The organism is Mycolicibacterium aurum (genome assembly GCF_900637195.1).
GTDB lineage: Bacteria > Actinomycetota > Actinomycetes > Mycobacteriales > Mycobacteriaceae > Mycobacterium > Mycobacterium aurum.
In genome coordinates, this window is sequence record NZ_LR134356.1 from 3,800,104 (window position 1) to 3,816,968 (window position 16,865).

Annotated in this window: 10 protein-coding genes; 6 read left to right on the forward strand and 4 right to left on the reverse strand. The window is 66.9% G+C overall.

What is annotated here, in order from left to right; all coding sequences use genetic code 11:
* Nucleotides 1-13: 13 nt before the first annotated feature.
* Genes EL337_RS17750 through EL337_RS17760 form a run of 3 tightly spaced genes read right to left on the reverse strand, consistent with a single transcriptional unit; the run spans nucleotide 14 to nucleotide 3,469 of the window.
* Nucleotides 14-925: a 1-phosphofructokinase family hexose kinase gene (locus EL337_RS17750; RefSeq protein ID WP_048633149.1), complete on the reverse strand. Its 912-nt coding sequence runs from the start codon at nucleotides 923-925 to the stop codon at nucleotides 14-16.
* Between the two features lie 26 nt (nucleotides 926-951).
* Nucleotides 952-2,997, reverse strand: coding sequence for an erythromycin esterase family protein (locus EL337_RS17755; protein ID WP_048633009.1), 2,046 nt, complete (start codon nucleotides 2,995-2,997; stop codon nucleotides 952-954).
* Between the two features lie 22 nt (nucleotides 2,998-3,019).
* Entirely contained in the window at nucleotides 3,020-3,469 is a 450-nt protein-coding gene (locus EL337_RS17760; protein WP_048633010.1) for a pyridoxamine 5'-phosphate oxidase family protein, read from the reverse strand.
* Between the two features lie 214 nt (nucleotides 3,470-3,683).
* Here EL337_RS17760 and arcD point away from each other — a divergent pair, with 214 nt between their 5' ends.
* Genes arcD through arcC form a run of 4 tightly spaced genes read left to right on the forward strand, consistent with a single transcriptional unit; the run spans nucleotide 3,684 to nucleotide 8,344 of the window.
* Nucleotides 3,684-5,162 (forward strand): arginine-ornithine antiporter, encoded by a 1,479-nt coding sequence (arcD, locus tag EL337_RS17765; RefSeq protein WP_197724123.1) that lies wholly within the window; start codon nucleotides 3,684-3,686, stop codon nucleotides 5,160-5,162.
* Nucleotides 5,159-6,415 (forward strand): arginine deiminase, encoded by a 1,257-nt coding sequence (locus tag EL337_RS17770; RefSeq protein WP_083443108.1) that lies wholly within the window; start codon nucleotides 5,159-5,161, stop codon nucleotides 6,413-6,415. The genes arcD and EL337_RS17770 overlap by 4 nt, the downstream gene beginning before the upstream one ends.
* Before the next feature lie 16 nt (nucleotides 6,416-6,431).
* Complete coding sequence (locus EL337_RS17775; protein ID WP_048633012.1) at nucleotides 6,432-7,436, forward strand: ornithine carbamoyltransferase; 1,005 nt, start codon at nucleotides 6,432-6,434, stop codon at nucleotides 7,434-7,436.
* Nucleotides 7,437-7,438: 2 nt separating this feature from the next.
* A complete protein-coding gene (gene arcC, locus EL337_RS17780) occupies nucleotides 7,439-8,344 on the forward strand; it encodes a carbamate kinase (RefSeq protein ID WP_048633013.1) in 906 nt (301 codons plus the stop codon).
* On the opposite strand, the gene otsB is transcribed toward arcC, so the two are convergent.
* Nucleotides 8,334-11,984, reverse strand: a complete 3,651-nt coding sequence (gene otsB, locus EL337_RS17785) for a trehalose-phosphatase (RefSeq protein WP_048633014.1) — start codon at nucleotides 11,982-11,984, stop codon at nucleotides 8,334-8,336. The two genes, arcC and otsB, sit on opposite strands and share 11 nt — an antisense overlap.
* A 184-nt stretch (nucleotides 11,985-12,168) precedes the next feature.
* Here otsB and ppsA point away from each other — a divergent pair, with 184 nt between their 5' ends.
* On the forward strand, nucleotides 12,169-14,457 hold the full coding sequence (ppsA, locus tag EL337_RS17790) for a phosphoenolpyruvate synthase (RefSeq protein ID WP_048633015.1): 2,289 nt from the start codon (nucleotides 12,169-12,171) through the stop codon (nucleotides 14,455-14,457).
* The gene (locus EL337_RS17795) at nucleotides 14,454-16,853 is read left to right on the forward strand and encodes a heavy metal translocating P-type ATPase (protein ID WP_083443109.1); all 2,400 of its coding nucleotides are present in this window, start codon (nucleotides 14,454-14,456) and stop codon (nucleotides 16,851-16,853) included. Before ppsA ends, EL337_RS17795 begins: the two co-directional genes overlap by 4 nt.
* The last annotated feature ends 12 nt before the right edge of the window (nucleotides 16,854-16,865 follow it).

Consider the following 16,865-nt stretch of genomic DNA (forward strand, 5'->3'; position numbering starts at 1 on the left):
TGTTTTCTCGACATCATCGCCTGGATATGCTATAAGTCCCGAAAAGCGACTCGACATCATCGCGCTCGAACGCTGCTGTGCCCGGGGTTGACAGCTTCGCGGTGGCGGCGGCAATCCCGTAGCGCACCGAGTCCTCGATGCTCAGCGCGCGACTCAGCCCGACGACGATCCCGGCGACCATCGCATCGCCGGTGCCCACCTCGCTGACCACGGGCACCGTGACGGCGGAGAAGCTGCGGCTGTCTCGCGCAGTCGCCAACAGAACCCCCATCGCCCCGCGTGACACGACGACGACGCGCGCCACCCCGCGGTCGATCAGCTCCCTGGCCGCGGCCAGCTGGTCTGCCTCCGTCGCAAGGGCGCGACCCACGCACTCGCTCAACTCCCGCAGGCTCGGTTTGCAGAGGAAGACATTCGACGTGGAGTTGCTCAGCCCCTTGCCGGAGGTGTCGAGAATCAACGATGCGCCCGTGCGCTCGCACAGGGCGGCTACCTCAGCGGGAAAATCGGGCTGAACGCCGGGCGGCAGGCTGCCACTCATCACCACGAAGCGTGCCGACGATGCCCGTTCTTCGAGCGCGTCCAGGCATCGATCCTGTTCGTCGCGGGTCAGCGTCGGACCGGGAAGCACGAACCGGTAGTGCTGCCCGGTGGCGCGTTCGTTGACGGTGAAGCTCTCTCGCGTCGCGCCGGTGATCGCAACGGCGGTGTGGGGTACCCCCGCGGCGCCGACGAGGTCGACCACCCGGGCACCGGTCGGTCCGCCCGCGGTGAATACGGCGGCGACCGACGCCCCCAGTGCGTGCGCGAAGCGGGCCACGTTGATACCGCCGCCGCCGGGATCGTAACGCTCTGCCCGGCAACGGATCTTCTCGGTGGGCCGAACCTCGTCGGCATCCGCGGCGACGTCCAGTGCAGGGTTCATCGTCAACGTGACGATCGCGGGTTGGTTCACAGACCGGTGGGAAAGGTCTCAGGCGTTTCGCCCGCGCTCCAGACACTGGAGATCTCCAGCGGTGTCAGCGCGGTTGTCCTGTCGATGTGGATGATGGCGTCGAACTGCTCGCCTGGCCGGACGTGGTAGTAGTGGCTCTGCCTCTCGGTGGCCGGCAGGTAGATCACACCGATGGCACGTCCCAGTCGGACGACGTCCAGGGGTTCGGCCGCCTCGCGGCTGATGATGGGCGACACCATGAACTCCGCATTGCCGACCTCGTGGAACAGCTCTTCGACGCTGCCCTTGAGCGCCGGGCGGACCACCTTGCGCTCGGCGATTCCGCCCCATTCGCTGGCTGCTGTGACGGTACCGGCGTTGGTGGTGAAACCGATCAGGCGCGCCTGCTCGCCGAACTTCTCGCGCACCAGCTGCCCGAGGGTCAGCTGACCGTCGGCGCCGACCTCCGTCGCCCTCGCGTCACCGACATGAGAGTTGTGTGCCCACACGACAATCCGGGCCGGCTCCGCGTCGGTGCGCTCACCCAGATGGGTCAGTAACGCCTGCAGAGTGTGGGCCATATGTTGATCTCTGAGGTTCCACGAGGTCACACGGCCACCGAACATCGCGCGGTAGTAGACCTCCGCATCGCGCACGGTCTGCGCATTCTGCTGCGCATAGAACAGCTCGTCCTCGGCCAGCAATCCATCGCGGCGCGCATACTGCAATGCGTTGCGCTGCAACTCGACCAATTGTTCGACGGCTTGCCGTTCGCAGGACAGTCCGGCACCGAACGCCGCGGCGAACCCGTACGCCTGCCCGTCGTCTGCCGAGGTGTGGTCGAAGCACGCATAGCGAGCCCGGGCGCGCTGCGCCGCGGCGGGATCGACGTTTTCGAGGTAGCTGATGACCTCCCGCATCGATCGGTGCAGGCTGTAGAGATCGAGTCCATAGAAGCCGGTCTCGATCCTGCCCTCGTCGCGGCAGCGCGCGTTGTGGGCGTGCAGCCATTCCACGAAATCGCGGACGACACTGTTGCGCCACATCCACGCCGGGAACCGCTCGAATCCGCTCAACGCCTGATCCGCGGAGCCGTCGTCGCCTTCGCCGCGGACGTAGCGGTTCACCCGGTACGCGTCCGGCCAGTCGGCCTCCGCCGCCACCCCCTGAAACCCTTTGTCTTCGATCAGCCACTTCGTGATCTCCGCGCGCGCCTGATAGAACTCGTGCGTGCCGTGGGATGCCTCGCCGATGAGCACGATGCGTGCATCGCCGATCAGCTCTTCGAGCGCCTCCCGGGGCGGCACGCCCGACGGCGCATCGACCGCGCACCGGGTGATGACGTCAGCCGGTGTCTCGCCCACCCGGATGTGCGCGGTGGCCATCCCGACAGTTGGCGTCGCCAATATCTGGCGCACTTCGTCGTCGCTGACCTGACGGAAATCCCAGAAGGACTCGCCCACGGCAACGAACGGGGTGGGCATCGAAGCGCACACCACGTCATCGACGATTCCGGCGAACTCGCGGTAGGTGGATTCGGGCGCAGCAGGCACCGCGATCACGATCTCCGCGGGATCCATCTCCCGCAGTGCCTGTACCGCAGCCATCATGCTGGCGCCGGTGGCCAAGCCGTCATCCACGAGGATCACGGTCTTGCCCGCCAGAGACAACGGCGGACGCCCGCCACGGTAGGCCGCCTCCCGCCGGATCAGCTCTCGGCCCTCGCGCTCTGCCACATCGCGCAACTGCTGCGGTGAGATGCGCAACGCGCGCACGACGTCGTCGTTGACGACCACGCGTCCGCCACTTGCCAGCGCCCCCATCGCGAACTCGTCGTGCCCGGGCGCGCCGAGTTTGCGCACGATGAACGCATCCAGTGGAACACCCAGTGCCGCAGCGACTTCCCACGCCACCGGCAGGCCGCCGCGTGCCAAACCGAGCACCTGGACGTTCTCCTTGCCACGGTATCCGCCCAGCAGCCCGGCCAGTACCCGACCGGCCTCCCTGCGATCGTGGAAGACGCGCCTGGGCTGATCCGTCGAGGACCGTCGCACCGTCGTCATTGCTCACTCCCTCATCGGCTGTTCATCCCAGAACGGGATCTTCTGCCGCCAGTACTCGCCCCGGCGCGGTACCGAACTGGAACCGCCTGCCGGTGACACTGCGCGGCCGGATACGGATGAAATGCGGCTTCTCCGTGTCGATCCACGAGAGCAGTTCAGCGCGTTCGGCCTCGGCGATCTCCTCGTCGCTGCGCAACGAGCGTGCGGAGCCGGCCACGATGACGCTCCACCCTTCGGCGACGTTGTGATCGTCCACCTCGAAGAGGACGTTGTTGTTGATCGCAGCGCCCACGAGCTTGGTGCCTTCTGCCGTGCGGAAGAGGATGGTCTTGTTCTGCACGGCGAAGTTGACCGGGAAGATCGCCGGATTGCCGTCCACACTGGTGACCAGACGTCCGAGTGAGGCACTCGCCATGTGCTGCCAGCATTCCGTTTCTGACAGCACGGACATCGGCGGCGTGTGTTCGGTCATGCGGGGACTGTAGGCAGCACCGACCGGATGTGTCTGTGGCACAAAGTCCTTTCTTCGGTACACCAACGGCACCGCCGCCGCGGAGTGCGTCAGCGAAGGACCATCGGCCCGCTGATGGGGACCAAAGACTCCTCATCCGCGCGGGCCCGGAACATACGGTCAGATCACACAGGGTGGCGGTCGCGCTGTGGATCACAGATCTGAGGAGACAACGGTGTCGCAATCAGTCATGCCGAGGCCTGCCGACGCTCGCCCTGCGGGCACGAGCGCCGGCCTTGGCCTCGGCGCTCTCACAGCGCTGGTCGTAGGCTCGATGATCGGAAGCGGGATCTTCGCGCTGCCGTCCCAGATGGCGGGCAGCGCGGCGCCCGGCCCCCTGATCGTGGGGTGGGTGATCACCGGCATCGGCATGTTGATGCTGGCGTTCGTATTCCAGACCCTGGCGACCCGCAAGCCCGGCGTCGACGGCGGCGTATACGGTTACGCCCGAGAGGGCTTCGGCAACTACATCGGCTTCACCTCGGCATTCGGGTACTGGATGTCGGCGTGGGTGGGCAACGTCGCCTACCTCGTGCTGCTGTTCTCGACGCTCGGGTACTTCTTTCCCGTCTTCGAAGGTGGCGTCACCGTGCCGGCCATTCTCGGTGCGTCCGTGGTGCTGTGGATCGTGCATGCCATGACCCTGCGCGGCGTACACACTGCGGCACTGGTCAACGTGATCGTCACCGTCGCCAAGGTGGTGCCCATCGTCGTCTTCATCGCGATCGCTGCGGTGGGCTTCAAGGCCGGACTGTTCACGGCCGACTTCTGGGGTGCGACAACGCAGATCGACGGCGCGCCACTCGGCGACACCATGGCCCAGGTCAAGAGCATGATGCTGGTGACGGTGTGGGTGTTCATCGGGATCGAGGGTGCAGCGGTCTACTCCCAACGCGCCGCGAAGCGCAGTGACGTCGGACGGGCCACGGTGCTCGGTTTCGTCGGTGTGCTGGCGCTGCTCCTGCTGGTCAACCTCCTGTCGTACGGCTTGATGGCACAGGCCGAGCTCGCCGGTGTCCCGGATCCGTCGATGGCCGGTGTGCTGGAGAACGAGGTCGGCTCCTGGGGCGCGGCGTTCATCTCCATCGGTCTGGTGGTCTCTCTGTTGGGAGCGCTGATCGCCTGGGTTCTGCTGTGTGTCGAGATCCTGCGTCTCCCGGCGGCGGAGAACGTCATGCCGAAGGTCCTGGCGAAGGAGAACGCGCACGGCGCCCCGGCGACCGCACTGTGGCTGACCAACCTGTGCGTGCAGGCGCTGTTGCTCTGGACGCTGGCCAACGACAGCACCTACACGAACCTGATCTACCTGGCCACGTCACTGATACTGCTGCCCTACCTGTGGTCGGCGGCCTATCAGGTGCTGTTGGCCGTGCGTGGTGACACCTATGGCGAGGGGCGCGGCCGAACGCGCGACATGCTCGTCGGCGCTGTCGCCCTCGTGTACGCCGTGTGGTTGCTGTACGCGGGCGGCTGGCAGTACCTGCTGATTGCGGCGGTGTTCTATCTGGTCGGCACCGTGCTCTATGTCTGGGCGCGCAGGGAGAGCCGCATGCCGCTCTTCTCCAGGAGAGAGTTGGCGGTCTTCGCGGTCATCGTCGCGACATCGGTGGCCGCGGTCGCTCTGTTGGTCACCGGCAATCTGGTCGTGCTGTGACAAGCGAATCCCGTCTCGGTGTCTGGTCGGAAGCGGGAAAGCTGCGCCGGGTGATGGTGTGCGCACCTGGGCTCGCCCACCAGCGGCTCACTCCGGACAACTGCGACGAGCTGCTCTTCGACGACGTCATCTGGTTGCAGCAGGCCCGGCGCGACCACTTCGACTTCGTCGCGAAGATGGAGGACCACGATGTCGAGGTCTTGGAGCTGCAGGACCTGCTGGCCGACGTCGTCGCGATTCCCGAGGGCCGGAAGTGGCTGCTGGAGCGCAAGGTCACCGACGACATCGTCGGGCCGGGACTGCACCGCGAGATCCGGTCGTGGCTGGGTGACCTGCCCGCAGATCGGTTGGCGGAGTTCCTCATCGGCGGCGTCGCATACGAGGATGTGCCCCCCGAAGTCGGCGGCAGCTTCCTGGCTGCCTTCCGCGAGCTGGATCCCGCGGGCTTCGTACTGCGCCCCCTTCCCAACACACAGTTCATGCGGGACAACTCGTCGTGGATCTTCCACGGCGTCACGCTGAATCCTATGTTCTGGCCGGCACGCAGGCAGGAAACCCTGCTGACGACCGCCGTCTACACGTTCCATCCCGCATTTGCCGATGAGAAGTTCGACATCTGGTTGGGCGACGCCGACAGTGTTGGGCGAGAACATGGTTCAGCGACGCTCGAAGGCGGCGACGTGATGCCGATAGGCCGCGGCGTCGTCGTGATCGGCATGGGCGAACGGTCGTCTCATCAAGCCATCACCCAGGTGGCGAGAAATCTCTTCGCGGCGGGAGCCGCCGAACGGGTGATCGTCGCCAGCCTGCCCAAGACGCGGTCAGCGATGCATCTGGACACCGTATTCACCTTCTGCGGCTACGATCTCGTGACCGCCTACGCCCCCGTCGTCGACGGGATCGTGCCGTTCAGCCTCCGGCCCGACGACCGGTCACCCTCAGGGCTGGACATCCGGCGCGAACCGAAGGGGCTGGTCGACACCATCGGTGACGCGCTCGGGGTGGCCTTCCACGTCGTCGCCACCGCGGGCGACGTGTACGGCGTCCAACGGGAACAGTGGGACGACGGCAACAACGTCGTCGCCCTCGAGCCCGGCGTGGTCATCGGCTACGACCGCAACATCCTCACCAACACCGCACTGCGCAAGGCAGGTGTCGAGGTCGTCACCATCACCGCCAGCGAGCTCGGTCGCGGACGTGGCGGCGGACGCTGCATGACGTGCCCCATCCTTCGCGACCCGCTCTACACCTGACCCCGGGAGACCGATCGTGGCATTCAACAACCGAAATCGCAGCCTGCTCAGCCTCGTTCATCACACCGACCGCGACCTGCACTACCTCCTCGACCTGTCCCGCGACCTGAAGAGAGCGAAATACTCGGGCCTCGGTCGGCACAGTCTGGCAGGAAAAAACATCGCGCTGATCTTCGAGAAGACGTCCACCCGGACGCGATGCGCATTCGAGGTGGCCGCCCACGACGAGGGAGCGCATGTCACCTACATCGACCCGGCGTCGTCGCAGATCGGCCACAAGGAGTCGATGAAGGACACCGCCCGTGTCCTGGGCCGGATGTATGACGCGATCGAGTACCGCGGCGCCGACCAGAAGACCGTCGAGGAACTCGCGGAGTACGCCGGGGTGCCGGTGTTCAATGGGCTGACCGATGAGTTCCACCCCACGCAGATGCTCGCCGACGTGCTGACGATGAGCGAACACTGCCCGAAACCGCTGACCGACATCGCGTTCGCCTTCGTCGGAGACGGCAGGAACAACGTCGCCAACTCGTTGCTGCTCGTCGGCGCGAAACTGGGCATGGACGTGCGGATCGGCGCGCCATCGGCGCTGTGGCCGAACGACGACCTGGTCACCATGTGCGAAGGCTTCGCCGCGTCATCCGGTGCGCGGGTCACCATCACCGACGATCCGATCAAGGCCGTCCACGACGTGGACTTCATCTACACCGACGTCTGGGTGTCGATGGGCGAACCTGTCGAATCCTGGGGTGAACGCATCGACCAACTGCTGCCATACCAGGTCAACGGGACACTGATGGCCGCCGCCGGCAATCCCCGCGTGAAGTTCATGCACTGCCTGCCCGCATTTCACAACTGCGAGACCAAGGTCGGAGCGACCGTCGCCGCGCAGTACCCGAACCTGAGCGGGGGCATCGAGGTGACCGACGAGGTCTTCGAAAGCCCCGCGAACATCGCCTTCGAGCAGGCCGAGAACAGGATGCACACCATCAAGGCAGTCCTCGTGTCGGCGCTGTCCTGACCATGCGGATCGTCATCGCACTCGGGGGCAACGCGATACTGCGACGCGGAGAGCCGATGACCGCGGACAACCAGCGGACCAACATCAGGGTCGCCGCCGAGTCCATCGCCGCCGTCGCCCCGGGCAACCAGCTCGTCATCGCACACGGCAACGGCCCGCAGGTCGGTCTGCTGGCCCTGCAGGCCGCCGCCTACCACGACGTGGCGCCGTACCCGCTGGATGTCCTTGGCGCCCAGACCGATGCGATGATCGGCTACGTCATCGAGCAGGAGCTCGGCAACGTGCTACCCGCCGATCAGGCACTGGCCACCGTGCTCACGATGATCGAGGTCGACCGCGAGGACCCTGCCTTCAGCCACCCGACCAAACCCATCGGCCCGGTCTACGACGAGGAGACTGCGCGGCGGCTGGAGGCCGCGAGCGACTGGACGTTCGCGGCTGACGGCGAGACGTTCCGACGGGTGGTCGCCAGCCCGGAACCGAGGCGCATCTTCGAGATCGGGCCGATCCGCACCCTGATCGACTCAGGCACCATGGTCATCTGCGCCGGCGGCGGGGGCATCCCGACCATGTACGACGACGACGGCAAGCTCCGCGGCGTCGAAGCTGTGATCGACAAAGACTTGGCAGCAGCATTGCTCGCCCAGCAGGTGAACGCCGACATGCTGGTCATCGCCACCGATGTCGACGGTGTCTACACCGGGTGGGAAACCCCTGCGCGGCAGCTGTTGTCCCGAGCCACACCCGACGAACTGCAGTCGCTGAACTTCGCCGCAGGCTCCATGGGCCCGAAGGTCGAAGCCGCCTGCCGCTTCGTCCGCGCCACCGGCAACAACGCGGCCATCGGCACCCTGTCCGACATCGCCCACATAGTGGCGGGCCGACGCGGCACTACTGTCACTGCGTGAACTCGACGGTGCCCCCGGCGACGAGAGTTCGACATTGCCCGCGGCATTCCACCGTCACCGGTGGGGCGTCGCTGGGTTCGGCACTGAGGGTGGCGCTCCGCCCGATGACGCGTAGCTGCAGCCGATGGCCTCGGTAACGGAACGGAAACGCCAATTCTCCCAGCGATTCCGGCCACAGAGGCCCTACCACGATCCGGTCCCGCCGGATCTCCAGACCGGTGAAGCACCGCTGTAGCAGGTCGGTACTGCCCGCCATCGCAGCCAGATGAATGCCCTCGGCGGTGGTGCCGCGTTGAATGTCCACCACGTCGGACGCCAACGCCTGGGTGAAGTAGCGCATGGCTTCGGTGCGATTGCCGCGCGCGGTCACCCACGCGTGGACAACGGAACTCAGTGTCGAGCCGTGGGACGTGCGCGACCGGTAGTAGTCGATGGTGGCCGGTATCTGATCGGGCGTCAACGAGTACCCGAGCCTGCCGAAGAGCTCGTACAGTTCGTCGGCCGAGAGAAGATAGAAGAGCATCAGCGTGTCGGCCTGCTTGGCGGCCTTGTAGTTGTTCACGCTGTCCTGCTCGGCTTCCAGGATTCTGTCGAGCCGCTGCAGATTGTCGTACCGGCTTCGATAACCGTCCCAGTCGAGCTCCCGGAGGTGCTCGTAACCCTCGAACTGACTGATGACGCCGTCGTGAAACGGCACGAACATCCGCCTGCTCACGTCCTCCCATCGCACCAGCTCGTCGTCGCCGATGTCTAGGGTTTCCAGCAATGCCAGCCGGTAGGACATCGGCATCCGTTCCAGAGCTTCGAGGGCCCGCATGATCACCCACACCGCCATCACATTGGTGTACGCGTTGTTGTCGATACCGTCGTAATCCCTTCCCGGGTAACCGGAGTGGAACTCGTCCGGGCCGATGACACCGGTGATCACGTATCTGTTGCGAGAGTCGTCGAAGCGGGCGAGACTGACCCAGAATCGGGCGATGTCGACCAGCATCTCCGCGCCGTAGTCGATGAGGAATCCCGAGTCGCCGGTCACCTGGTAGTACTGCCACGTGTTGTAGGCGACGGCGATCCCGACGTGGTGGGCGCGCGCGCTGGCATCGGGGTTCCATCGGCCCGACCGTGGGTTCAGATGGACGCGCTGGCTTTCCTCCCTGCCGTTGCTGCCCGATTGCCACGGGAACATCGCTCCCCGGTATCCCCGTTCCTGTGCGGCCCGGCGTGCCTCGGCCAGCCGTCGATAGCGGTACATCAGCAGCGTTCGGGTCACCTCCGGCATCCGCAGGTTGGTGACGGGAAAGACGAACAGCTCATCCCAGAAGACATGACCCCGGTACGCCTCGCCGTGCAGGCCACGGGCCGGGACCCCGACGTCCAGGTCGGCGGTGTGCGGTGACAGCGTTTGCAGTAGGTGCAATTGGTGCAGCCGTGCGATGCGCAGTGTTCCGGCGTCGTGCCCGACGTCGATGGTGAAGCGCTCCCACAGATGCGCCCAGGAGAGTTGGTGGGCGTGCTGAAGCTCCGCGAATCGAGGAACACGGGCCAACTCCGCAACGGCAGCATCCACCGCCTCGGACACCGCGTGGTCCCGGCTGGTGTAGATGCACGCCACCTTTTCCAGCACGGCGGAATGCCCCGCGGTCATGTCGACGGTGAAGTCGTGACCGATGCGGTAGTCACCGATATCGGGGCGGCGGCGGACTTCCAGCTCGTCGCCGACGGGGCCGACGCATCGCATCGTGTTCTTGACGGCCACCGCAATCCGGATTCGCGACTGCGTCGTCTCCGCCGCCAACAGCACCGCGTCGTCGTCGATTTCCCGCATCTGGTTGACACGCAAGTGATGAGACGACAATTCGCGATATCGCTCCACGCCGGCGTTGGTGACTCCCCCGTCCACGGTGGACCGCATCTCCAGCAGTCCGGACCAGTCCAGCGCACGCACCGTCATCGTCATCGCGGCGATGTGCGGATGCCGCATCGACACGAAGCGTTGCTGGGTGACCGCGGTGGATCGACCGAGTTCGTCGCGAATCACGAAATCCCGGATCCACGTGGCACGGCGGAGGTCGAGGCTCAGTCGGTAGGACGAAACGTGTGCGGTGTCGATGTCGAACCACGACCCGCCGTCGATACGGAACGTCGCAGGCAACCAGTTGGGCAGATTGACCAGGCTCTCGTTGTCGACCGGCGTGCCCGCCACCGTGTCCGTGAGGCGGTTGTACACCCCCGCGACGTAGAGGCCCGGGTAGTGGAACTCCCCCGCGGCGGTCTCGGGCGCCGCGCCCCGTATCGCCATGAAGCCGTTACCGTTGGTGCACAACGCCTCTCGAAGGCGCTCCGCGTGCGGATCGTATCCGTCGAACACGAGTGTCCACGGGTCGTCCTCCTCGTCACCCTGCTCGCGGAGTTGGCCGGTCAATCGCGTGAGGAAGGCACATACCGCCTCCGGGTCGGCAAGCGAGAAGCGAGCTGCCGACCGCCGGTTGTCGGAGACCCCCTGCCGAACGGCGATGCCGATACCCGTGTGCCTGAGCGCATCGAAGGCATCTTCGTCGGTGCTGTCATCGCCGATGAAAATAGGCAGGATGAGGTCGCTGCCGTCGATGCGGTTCAGAATCCAGTTCACCGCTCGACCTTTGTCCCAGTCGATTTCGGAACGCAGGTCCAGGACCATGCGACCCTGGGTGACGCGCAGTCGCCGTGAGTGGCCGATCGCACGGACCGCCGCGACGACGGTGCCGACATCATCGGCTGCGACATTGCGATAGTGCACAGCGATCGCAAAGTGCTTGTCCTCGATGCAGACTCCCGCCACGGTGGCGAGCCTGGACTCGAGCTCCGGCAGCACGGCCCGCAACTCCTGGCTGGCGGCCACCGCGTGCGGGTTCTGGTGTACGGCACCGTCGGGAGAAGCCAGCTCGACACCGTGGTTACCGCCGTACCACACCGCGGAGATACCGACGCGGGCCCGGACGTCGTCGAGACTGCGTCCGGAAAGGACGGCGACCGGACACCGTGCAGCCAGGTCCGTGATCACCTCGGCCGCCTGGGGAAGCAGTTCGGCCGTCGCCGGGTCGTTGACGATCGTCGAGATCGTGCCGTCGAAGTCCAGCAGGACCACCGGCTTCCGCGTCGCCGCCAGGCAGGCGACTTCGTCATAGGAGGCAAGTGCGTCGGGCAGGGTTGCGACGGACGGGTACCCACCGCGGACGTTCACCGCGACGACGTCGGGTACCACCGCATCCGCGCCGGCTTGCAGCAGCTCGTCAGCGGCACCATCGGCTGCGACACCGAGGATCAGACCGAAGCCACCCGCACGGGCGGCGCGGATTCCCTCGGTGGTGTGGTCGATCAGGGCGCAGCGCTGCACGGGGATGTCGAGTCGCACAGCAGCATCGACCGCCGACCCGTCGACCTCGACCTCGAATACGTCCTGAAGCCCTGCCGCGGCGAGCGAGACGGTGCAGGCGGAACCCGCGCAGAACACCGCAGTGCGCAGACCGGCGGCCTGCAGTTCGCGGACGAAGGCGGTCGCCCTGTGGTAGCCGCGACCTTCGGCGCTGCCGCTGGGGAGGCTTCCCAGCTCGATGATCAGCGCGTCGTGATCACGCGGGTCGATGAACACGGGCAGTCTCAATCCCCACGCTCCTCACTGCAGTGTGTCCTCCGATGTCAGCCCAGGACGCACACGCCCGCTAGGGACTGAAGTCCTCACCGGCACAACGAGTGACTTTCGGCCCCACCAGGTCGGGACCTTCGGTCGGCTATGAGCGACCGTCGGACGCTATCCGGGACTCTGCGTGTCGGCGAAGGCTGTGGTTATGGACGCAGGAAGCCCGGACGACTACATCCGCGACATCTCGACGTTGACGATCGCCGATGCCGAAGAAGCAGGTGGCAAAGGTGCGAACATGGGCGAACTCGTCGCCGCGGGTCTGCCCGTGCCGCCGGGATTCGTTCTCCTGCGGGCGTGCTACCGCGACTCGATGCGAGCGGCAGGCGTGCAGTCGGAGTTGGCCGCATTGCACCGCGAGGCGCTCGACGCGATCACCGACAACGACCGGCTCACCGAGCTGAGCGAGTGGATGCAGGCACTGGTGGTCAAGGCGGGAGTCACCGACGCAATCCGCCACATGATCCTCGACGCCTTCCGGGTCCTCGGCCAGGGCGCGGTCGTCGCGGTGCGTTCGTCGGCCACCGGCGAAGACGGCGCGGACGCGTCGTTCGCCGGCATGAACGCGACGATCACCAACGTCAGCGGTGACGAAGGGCTCATCGACGCCGTCGTGCGCTGCTGGATGTCACTGTTCAGCCCGCGGGTGATCACCTACCGCTCCAGCCGTGGGTTCACCGGCGAACCTGCGATGGCCGTCGTCATCCAGCAGATGGTGGACTCCGAGAAGGCCGGTGTCGCTTTCACCGCCGACCCGAGCACCGGCGCCCTGGACCGGGTGATCATCGAGGGGGCGTTCGGTCTCGGCGAGGTTGTCGTGTCCGGGTCTGTCGAGCCCGACACCTACATCGTGTCGAAGGAGACGCTCGCGCCGCTGGACATCCGCATCGGCCACAAGTCGTTCAAGATCGTCCGCGGCGGGGACGGGCATGACACCACCGTGGACCTCGATGACACGCAGGCGGATTCCCGCGTCCTGACCGACGACGAACTCCGATCGATCGCCGAACTGGCGATCGCCATCGAGCGGCACAACGGCTGTCCCCAGGACACCGAGTGGGCCCTGGCCGGCGGCAAGGCATTCCTGGTGCAGGCCCGGCCGATCACCACGCTGGGCCATGTGACGCCGGCGCCGGCGCCGGCGCAGAAGCGAGTGGTGTTGGCACGCGGGCTCGCAGCCGCCCCCGGCGCCGCGTCGGGCCGGGTACGCGTGTTGAACACACCGGACGAGGGAGGGCGTCTGACCGACGGCGAGATCCTGGTGGCCCGGATGACGAATCCCGACTGGCTACCCACCATCCGCAGAGCTGCCGCACTGGTCACCGACACCGGCGGTATGACCTGTCACGCCGCAATCGTGGCTCGCGAGCTGGGCGTCCCGTGCATCGTCGGTGCCCGCACCGCGACCAGGGACCTCCACGACGGCACGACGGTCACCGTCGACGGCGGCCGTGGTGAAGTGATCGCGGGGCGTATCCGGCCCGAGTCCGCAACCGAGACGTCTCCGCGCGTTTCCGCACCCACCGCCGCAGAGAGTCCGGTCACCGGCACCAAGGTGTACGTCAACCTCGCCATGGCAGACTCCGCCGAATCCGTTGCGGCACAGCACACCGATGGTGTGGGGCTGCTGCGCGCCGAGTTCATGCTCACCGAGGCCCTGGATGGCCGTCACCCCCGCGACCTCATCGCGCGCGGTGAACAGCGGGTCCTGGTGGACAGGATGGTGTCGTCGGTCGGCCGGATCGCCGCCGCGTTCAATCCGCGTCCGGTCGTGTACCGGGCCACCGACTTCCGCAGCAACGAGTTCCGTGGACTCAAGGGTGGAGAAGCCTTCGAACCCGAAGAGCACAACCCGATGATCGGCTACCGCGGCTGCTACCGCTACGTCAAGGAGCCCGATCTCTTCGCGCTCGAGCTCGAAGCGCTGGCCCGCGTCCGCGAGCAGTCACCGAATGTCGCGCTCATGATCCCCTTCGTACGGACCAAATGGGAACTGGAGGAATGCCTGTCGCTCGTCGACACAAGCCCGCTGGGCCGGCAGCGGGGGCTCCATCGCTGGGTGATGGCCGAAGTGCCGTCGGTCGTGCACTGGCTGCCCGAATACATCGGGATGGGCATCGACGGCGTGTCCATCGGCAGCAACGACCTGACCCAGCTCGTCCTGGGCGTCGACCGTGACTCCGACGTCTGCGCGGAGCTGTTCGACGAATCGGATCCGGCGGTCCTGCACGCCATTCGCCGGATCATCCAGACCGCCAACAAGTTCAACATCACCTCATCGCTGTGCGGCCAGGCGCCGTCGACCAACCCGGCATTCGCCGAATACCTGGTCCGGATGGGCATCACGTCGGTGTCGGTGAACCCCGACGCCGTGGACGCCACCCGTCGCGTCGTCGCTGCTGCCGAGCGACGGGTTCTGCTCGAAGCTGCGCGATGACAACCGTCCCCGCTAGCGCCCGCGGTGAGCCGGAAGCCATCGTGGCGCCGCGCGAGCTGCTCAACCGCGCACGGCGGTATGCCGAGCCGGCTCTGGCCGCGGTCACCGTCGTCGCCCTCGGTACGGGAGCCGCCGCGTGGCTCGCCGGCAATCGCGCGCTCGCCGACGAGTTGTGGATCGCGGGAACGGTGCTCGCCCTGCTGCCTGCGGTGTGGTGGGTGATCGCGACACTGCGGCGGGGACGGGTGGGTGTCGACCTGATCGCGGTGCTGTCACTGGTCGGGACGCTGCTGGTGGGCGAGTATCTCGCGGGAGCGGTGATCGCGGTAATGCTCGCCGGCGGCCGCGCGCTCGAGGCCGCAGCAGAGCGTCGGGCCACTCACGACCTACGGGCGCTTCTGGCGCACGCGCCGAAGTTCGCCCGCCGCCGGGTCGGATCAGCGGTCGATGTCGTTCCGCTGGAAGAGGTTGCGGTGGACGACATCCTCGTGGTGGGCACCGGTGAGGTGGTTCCCGTCGACGGTCGGGTCCTCGGGTCGGTGGCCGTCCTCGACGAATCGGTACTGACGGGTGAAGCGCTGAACGTGGAGCGCGCGCCCGGCGAACCGGTGCGAAGCGGCGCCGTCAATGCGGGCTCCAATTTCGAGATGCGTGCGGCGGCCGGCGCGGCCGACAGCACCTACGCCGGCATCGTGCGCCTCGCCGAGGAGGCCGGAGCGCAGAACGCACCCATCGTTCGGCTCGCTGATCGGTTGGCCGCCTGGTTCCTGCCTTTGACGCTGGTCACGGCAGGTGCGGCGTGGGCGCTCAGCGGCTCGGCTGTCCGCGCGGTCGCGGTACTCGTGGTCGCCACCCCGTGCCCTCTGCTGCTCGCCGCGCCGGTGGCGATCGTCTCCGGTCTGTCGCGTGCTTCGCGCCGTGGGGTGGTGATCCGCAGCGGCGGAGCGCTGGAAAACCTGGGCCGCGCAACGACGTTGGTGCTCGACAAGACAGGAACCCTCACCGAGGGGCGCCCCACCGTCGTCGCGGTGCTCAGCGCTCCCGGCCGTGACGCCGCCGAGGTCTTGACGATTGCCGCGTCGGTGGATCAGATGTCCGGTCACGTGCTGGCAGAAGCGATCGTCACCGAAGCACTCGCGCGGAATCTGGTCCTGACGCTGCCCGCCGACGTGGTCGAAGAGCCCGGGCAGGGCGCGAGCGCCACTGTTGAGAGCCGCCGCGTCCGCGTGGGGAAGCTACCTGCTGAGGCGCTCACCGCACCGTGGACGCGAGGGGCCGTCAATCGAGCGCGGCTGGACTCCGCCGCGATCGCCTGGGTCGAGGTCGACGACGAGGTCGCCGGGGCGATCCTGCTGCGCGACCCGCTGCGCCGCGACGCTCCCAGGACTATCAGGCGGTTGCGCGACGCCGGACTCCGCAGAGTGGTCATGCTGACCGGCGACCGGCCCGATCCGGCCCGTGAGGTGGGCGCGGTGCTCGGGCTCGACGCGGTGTACGCGCAGCAGAGCCCCGCCGACAAAGTTGCCGCGGTAACCCGAGAACGCGCGTCGGCAGTGACCGTCATGGTCGGCGACGGGGTCAACGACGCACCCGCGCTGGCCACCGCGACCGTGGGTGTGGCCATGGGCGCTCGCGGTGCCACCGCGTCGTCGGAAGCCGCCGATATCGTCCTGACCACCAATCGCCTCGACCGCCTTGCCGACGCCATGGACATCGCACGGTGGTCCCGCCGGATCGCGCTGCAGAGCGCCGTCGCGGGGATGGCGCTGTCACTCGTGGCCATGGCGGTCGCCGCCGCCGGGTGGCTGGCGCCGGCGTGGGGAGCCCTGGTCCAGGAAGTGATCGACGTGGCGGTGATTCTCAACGCCCTGCGCGCGTTGCGCGGTGACCCCGCCACGAAGGTCGATCTGCTGGCAGACACCGGAGATCTGTTGCGCCGATTCGCCGATGAACACGACGAATTACGCGACGCGGTCCTGCTGCTGCGCGACGCGGCCGATCTCGTGGTCGCGGGAGATCCTCACGCACTCGCCGTGCTCACCAAGGCGCACACCTTTCTTCGTGATCAGCTGCTGCCGCACGAGTCGGCCGAAGAATCCGAGTTGTATCCGGCCCTGGCCAGGCCCCTCGGCGGTGGTGAGACGACCGCCACCATGAGTCGGGCCCATGCCGAGATCCAGCGGCTTTCCGACCGGATCGCAACACATGTCGACCTTGCGACGTCCGGCGGCGGAATCCAGCAGGAGCAGGTCGACGACCTGCTCGCGTGCCTCTACGGGCTCTTCGCCGTCGTCCAGCTGCATTTCCTCCAGGAGGAGGAGAACTACTTCACCCTCGCCGAGCCCGACCGTGGGTCCGCCGAGGCGCGACGCACTCAGACACATGGGCGAAAGTGACAGGAGGACAAC

What these genes read in the sequence shown, in the direction of transcription:
- EL337_RS17760 (WP_048633010.1), bottom strand. Translation starts at nt 3,469, where the DNA reads ATGACCGAACACACGCCGCCGATGTCCGTGCTGTCAGAAACGGAATGC.
- EL337_RS17755 (WP_048633009.1), bottom strand. Translation starts at nt 2,997, where the DNA reads ATGACGACGGTGCGACGGTCCTCGACGGATCAGCCCAGGCGCGTCTTC.
- arcC (WP_048633013.1), top strand. Translation starts at nt 7,439, where the DNA reads ATGCGGATCGTCATCGCACTCGGGGGCAACGCGATACTGCGACGCGGA.
- EL337_RS17750 (WP_048633149.1), bottom strand. Translation starts at nt 925, where the DNA reads ATGAACCCTGCACTGGACGTCGCCGCGGATGCCGACGAGGTTCGGCCC.
- ppsA (WP_048633015.1), top strand. Translation starts at nt 12,169, where the DNA reads ATGGACGCAGGAAGCCCGGACGACTACATCCGCGACATCTCGACGTTG.
- EL337_RS17795 (WP_083443109.1), top strand. Translation starts at nt 14,454, where the DNA reads ATGACAACCGTCCCCGCTAGCGCCCGCGGTGAGCCGGAAGCCATCGTG.